Raw genomic sequence first — 5,642 nt, forward strand, 5'->3', positions numbered from 1 at the left:
CCGCCGCGGCCACCGCCGCGAAGGAGGCCGCGGACGAGCGCGTCGTCGCCGCCGAGGAGCGCACCGCGGCCGCGGAGCGCGCCGCCCAGCGGGCGCTGGAGGCGACGGCCGCCGCCGAGGCGCGGGCCGCCGAGCGCGAGTCCGCCGCCGAGGACCGCGTCGTCGTGGAGACCGCCCGCGCCGACGAGCGGATCCGCGAGCACCGCACGGAGATGGACGCGCGGTTCGCGGAGCTGCAGGGTGCCGTCAACGACGCCCGCCACGAGGCCGAGACCTCGACCCGTGCGCAGCAGGCCGCGGAGGCCGTGGCGCAGGCCGCCGAGGAGCGCGCCGCGGAGGCCGTGCGCCGCGCCCAGACCGCCGACGGCCGCATCGTCGACGTGACGCGCCGCGCCGAGGCGTCCGTCGCCGACGCCGAGCAGCGCGCGTCGTCCGCCGACGCCCGTGCCCGCCGCGCCGAGCAGCGGGCCGCGGAGGCCGCGGAGCGCACCGACATCGTCGCCCACGAGGCCGCGGACGCCCAGCGCCGGCTCGACAACGCCGCGGCGTGGATCGCGGACCTCGAGCAGCAGCTCGCGGAGGCCTCGTCCGGTCCGACGCGCGGGCACGAGCTGAACCAGAAGCTCGAGGCCGCGGTCGCCGAGCGCCACCGCCTGGCGCGGGAGCTCGCCGAGGTCCAGGCGCAGAGCGAGCGCGCCATCGAGCGCCTGACCGCGGCGCACGCCCGCGAGCTCGACGGCCGGATCCGCGAGCACGAGCGCCGCACCGCCGAGGCCGCCGACGCGCAGCGCCGCGTGATCGACGAGCTGAAGGCCCAGCACGACGAGGAGCTCGGGCGGACCCCGGACCCCACGCCGCGCGACGCGTAGCGCTCAGCCGGCCGCGACGGGTCCCAGGCCGAGCCGCTGGACGGTCTCCTCGCGCATCACGTTCTTGCGGACCTTCCCCGTGACCGTGAGCGGGAACTCCTCGACGACGAGGACGTGGCGCGGGATCTTGTAGTGCGCCAGGCGGCCCTCGCAGAACGTCCGCACGGCGTCGGCGTCCAGCGGTGTGGCACCCGCGCGGAGCTGGATCCACGCGCACAGCTCCTCGCCGTAGCGCTCGTCGGGGACCCCGATCACCTGCACGTCCGCGACGTCCTGATGGGTGGAGAGGAACTCCTCGACCTCGCGCGGATAGACGTTCTCTCCCCCGCGGATCACCATGTCCTTCGAGCGGCCGACGATGTTCAGGTACCCCGCCCCGTCCATCGTCGCCAGGTCGCCCGTGTGCATCCAGCCGGCGTCGTCGAGGACCTCCGCGGTGCGCTCCGGATCGCCCCAGTAGCCGCGCATCACCGAGTAGCCGCGGGTCCGGAGCTCGCCCGTCGCGCCGCGCGGCAGCGCGAGGCCGGTGCCGGGGTCGACGACCTGGACCTCGAGGTGCGGGCCGACGCGCCCGATCGACCCGACGACCCGCTCGAGCGGGTCGTCGACGCGGGTCTGCGTCGACACGGGCGAGGTCTCCGTCATCCCGTAACAGATGGACACCTGCTCCATGTGCATGTCGGAGACGACGCGCTTCATCACCTCGGTCGGGCACGGCGAGCCGGCCATGATGCCCGTGCGGAGCGCCCGCAGGTCGTGGTCCGCGAACGTCGGGTCGGCGAGCATCGCGATGAACATCGTCGGCACGCCGTAGAGCGACGTGCAGCGCTCGGTGGCGGTCGCGCGCAGCGTCGCGGTGGGGTCGAAGCCGGCCGCCGGGATCACGATGCAGGCGCCGTGGGTCAGCGCGGCGAGGTTGCCCATCACCATCCCGAAGCAGTGGTAGAAGGGCACGGGGACGCAGATCCGGTCCTCCTCCGTGTACGTCACGAGCTCCCCGACGAAGAAGCCGTTGTTGAGGATGTTGTGGTGGCTGAGGGTGGCGCCCTTCGGGGCACCGGTCGTCCCGCTCGTGTACTGGATGTTGATCGGGTCGTCGGGGTCCAGGCCGGCGTGGCGCTCCTCGAGCGCGCCCGCGTCGACCGGGGCGGTGGCGAGCGCCTCCCATGCGGGGTCGCCGAAGAACACCGTCTCCTCGAGCGTGTCGACGTCGTCCTGCACCTCGGCCACGAGCGCCCGGTAGTCGCTCGTCTTGAACGCGGGCGCGCTGAAGAGGAGCCGGAGCCCCGACTGCTCCAGCGCGAACCGCAGCTCGTGGGTGCGGTAGGCGGGGTTGACGTTGACGAGGATCGACCCGACCCGTGCCGTCGCGTACTGGACGAGCAGCCACTCCACGCGGTTGGGCGCCCAGACGCCGACGCGGTCGCCCGGGACGATCCCGCGCGCCAGGAGTCCGGAGGCGAGCGCGTCGACCGCCCGGTCGAGCTCCGCGTACGTCAGCCGGACGCCCTGTTCGCACGAGACGACGGCCTCGCGGTCGGGATGCGTGCGGGCGACGGCCCGCAGGCGCCCGCCGATCGTGTCGCGCAGCAGCGGGGTCGCGGCGGCGCCGTGGGCGTAGGACAGCTCGGTCACGACCCGACGCTACGCCGCTCACGGGCTCGGGACAACCGGGGGCGGTGCCCCGCACGTTCTTGCGTCGCCGCGACCTACCCCGCGGGCGGCGTGCCGGCGGTGCCGGCGGGCGGGACGGTGGTCCCGCCGGTCGTCCCGGTGCCGGTCGCGGACCCGCCCTGCGTGGCCCCCGTCGCGCCGGTGCCGCCGGTCGCGCCGGTCGTCGGCGTCGGGTCCACCAGCGGGGTGCCGACGGCCGTGGGCGACGCCTCCGGGGGTGCGCGGCGCCCTAGGGCGTCGGCGAGCTTGCTGACCGCCCGCACGCCGTAGGGGTCCAGCGCGACGGCGCGCTGCGCGGCGCGGCGCATGCCGGCCCGGTCGGCGATCGAGCCCGCGACGTCGGCCAGCGCCGTCCACGCGTCGGGATTGTCGGGCTGGCGCGCGATCTCGCGGAGCGCCAGGCGCCGGGCCTCGAGGAAGTTCAGGCGCCGCACGGCGATCGTCCGGCCGACCTCCAGCGGCTTGAGCCCGAACGGGTCGAGGCTGGCGGCGAGCGCCACGTCGGAGGTCGCGTCGCGCAGCCCGGCCGCGTCCGCGCCCGACGACAGGCGGGCCTGCGCGTCGCTCGCCAGGCGGTCGCCGACGACCGGTGCGACCGTCATCGCCGCCAGCGCGACCGTCGCGAGGATCGTGGCCACGAGCACCAGCACGCCGCTGGCGGCGGGCCGCTCCTCGCGGTCGAGCTGCCGGTCGAGCTCCTCGATCGTGGCGGGGGCGATCCGGCCGTCGGGCTCGACCGGGACCGACCGCGGTGCCGGCGCGGCGGCGGCGACCCCGAGGGCCGCGAGGACCGGGATCGTCACGCCGGGCAGGTCGAAGTGCCAGTCGATCGCGCTCTGCGACAGCCACGCGGCGACGGCGCCCAGCAGGGTCGCCTGCAGCGCGAGCTCGCGCGGGTCGACGCCCTCTTCGCGCATCCGGCGCAGCCGCCGGACGCCGACGCGCACGAGCAGCCACAGCGCCGTGCCGAGGAGCGCGAACCCGATCACCCCGGTCTCGGCGAGGACCTGCAGCGGCAGGCTGTGGGGTTGCGTGACCTCGGTGGTGTCCTGCCGGTACTGCTTGCGGATCGTGCCGAACGAGCTGGGGCCCCAGCCCTCGAGGGGACGGTCGGCCCACGCCCCGACGGCCTCGGCCCACCAGCCCGTGCGGTTGGAGGACGACACCGACAGCAGCCGGTCCGCGCCGGCGACGGGCGCGACCTCGTCGACGGACGCGACGCTGTCGCCGAACGACGAGAGCGCGGCGCCGGGCCCGCCCTCCTTGACGGTGTAGGCGGCGCCCCCGACGATCGCGGCGACGAGCACGAGGGCGACGCCGGCGCGCAGGACCCCGACGGTGCGCGCCGGGTCCCACGGCACCCGCTGCTCGGCGCCGCGGATCACCAGCGCGATCACGCCGCCCAGCACGACCGCGGCGACGAGGCCACCGAGGACGGCGGCGCGGCCGTCGGCCGACACCACCGCACCGTCGACGACGCGGCCGGTCCCGGCGATCGCCAGGGGCGCCGACGCGGCGGCGGACAGCAGGACCATCAGCGGCAGCCGCAGGCGGGCGGCCCCGGACGACCAGCCCACGACGACCATCCCGATCGCGAGCGCGACGATCGCGCCGCGCGACTGGCTGAGCAGCAGCGTGGCGATCAGCGGCGGGACGACGGCCCCGCAGGCCACGCGCAGGGGGACGCTCCGGTCGGCGTCGGTCGCCTGGCGCGCGGCGGCGAGCGCACCGATCGCTGCGACGAGACCGAGCGCGTTCCAGTAGTCCAGGGGCCCGCGGAGCCGGATCGCGTTCTTCAGCCCACCGATCGTGACGGCGGCGTCGGGCGACAGCCGCCCGATCAGCGCGGCGGCGCAGAGGACGCTCGCGCCCCCGATCAGCGCGGCGACGGCGATCGCGCGGGCGCTGGGGGTGACCCGGGCCGCGGCACCGGCGACGAAGACGGTGAGCGCGTAGCCCGCGACGAGCGCGCCCCACGCGATCGAGCGGTCCGGCCGCACGCTCCACGCGGTCGCGATCAGCGCCCAGACCGCGAACGCCAGGAGCAGCGCGATGCCGAGCGCGGCGTCGCGCCGGGGCAGCATGCGTCCGAGGCCGCCGGCGACGAGCGCGCCGACCGCGACGGAGAGCAGCGCGGTGAGGCAGACCGCCACCGCGGAGGCCGTCTGCCCGTAGCCGCCCCCGGCGAACGCGACCCCGGTGCCGACCGCGAGGAGGGCGGTCAGCAGGAGTCCGCCCGCGGAGGGTCGGAGGTCCCGCGCCGCCCGTCCTCCACGGAGCGATCGGAGAGCGGCGTGCAACAAGGGGGCCGACGGTACCATCGACGTGTGGTCGTCCGTGTCATCCGTCACCCGCAGCCCGAGCCACGCACGTGGTCCCTGCGTACGGCGCTCGTCGCGCTCCTCACGGCGTTCCTGCTCGCCGTCCCCGTCGTCGGCCAGGCGCACGCCGACACGTTCGACGACATCTACGCCGACTACCGGAACACGCAGACGATCGACCCCTGCAAGTACACGAAGGGCGAGCTCGAGGACGCGAAGAGCCGCCTGGGCAGCGACTCCGACCAGTACGCCCCGGAGTTCCCCGACGCCCTCGACGCCGCGATCGCCGCCAGCGGCGACTGCAAGAAGGCCTCCGACTCCAAGCCCTCCTCCGGCGGCGGCACCCCGTCGACCCGCTCCTCCGGCCCGACGTCCACCCAGCCGCAGCAGACGACGACCACCACCACCACGACCGAGACGACGACCTCCGCGGTCGCGCCGCCCTCGACGACCCCGGGCCCGGCCGCCGTCGCCCAGCCCTCGGCCGCCGCCCAGGACGGCGTCATCACCGCCCGCGCCGCCACGCCGGACGACAACGACCCGGAGGCCTGGACGTGGGCGGTCCTCGCCGCCGCCATCATCGGCGCCGCCGCCCTGGGCTGGGCCTTCGTCAACGCGACAGGCCGCATCCAGTGGCTGACCCCGCTGGGCCACTCGATGGGCGAGGCCGGCTGGCGCATCAGCCTCCGCTGGGCCGAGTTCCGCGACTGGATGCGGTTCGGCTCGGGCCGCTGAGGGTCGTCCGGGTCCCTCGCCGCCCCGCGGGGCGGGCGGGGCC

Annotated in this window: 3 protein-coding genes and 1 pseudogene; 2 read left to right on the top strand and 2 right to left on the bottom strand. The window is 76.2% G+C overall.

All coding sequences use genetic code 11. From position 1 onward, the window contains the following. Nucleotides 1-869 (top strand): annotated as a pseudogene (locus PATMI_RS26470) (hypothetical protein); the annotation flags it as partial. Between the two features lie 3 nt (nucleotides 870-872). Here the strand turns inward: PATMI_RS26470 and PATMI_RS0101410 are convergent. Together PATMI_RS0101410 and PATMI_RS0101415 are read right to left on the bottom strand one after the other, a co-directional pair. Then, entirely contained in the window at nucleotides 873-2,504 is a 1,632-nt protein-coding gene (locus PATMI_RS0101410) for an AMP-binding protein (RefSeq protein WP_026909567.1), read from the bottom strand. Between the two features lie 74 nt (nucleotides 2,505-2,578). Next, nucleotides 2,579-4,846 (bottom strand): O-antigen ligase family protein, encoded by a 2,268-nt coding sequence (locus PATMI_RS0101415; protein WP_157260562.1) that lies wholly within the window; start codon nucleotides 4,844-4,846, stop codon nucleotides 2,579-2,581. Nucleotides 4,847-4,870: 24 nt separating this feature from the next. Between PATMI_RS0101415 and PATMI_RS0101420 the strand changes: the two genes are divergently transcribed. After that, the gene (locus tag PATMI_RS0101420; protein ID WP_026909569.1) at nucleotides 4,871-5,599 is read left to right on the top strand and encodes a hypothetical protein; all 729 of its coding nucleotides are present in this window, start codon (nucleotides 4,871-4,873) and stop codon (nucleotides 5,597-5,599) included. The last annotated feature ends 43 nt before the right edge of the window (nucleotides 5,600-5,642 follow it).

The sequence above is a fragment of the Patulibacter minatonensis DSM 18081 genome (assembly GCF_000519325.1).
Lineage (GTDB): Bacteria > Actinomycetota > Thermoleophilia > Solirubrobacterales > Solirubrobacteraceae > Patulibacter > Patulibacter minatonensis.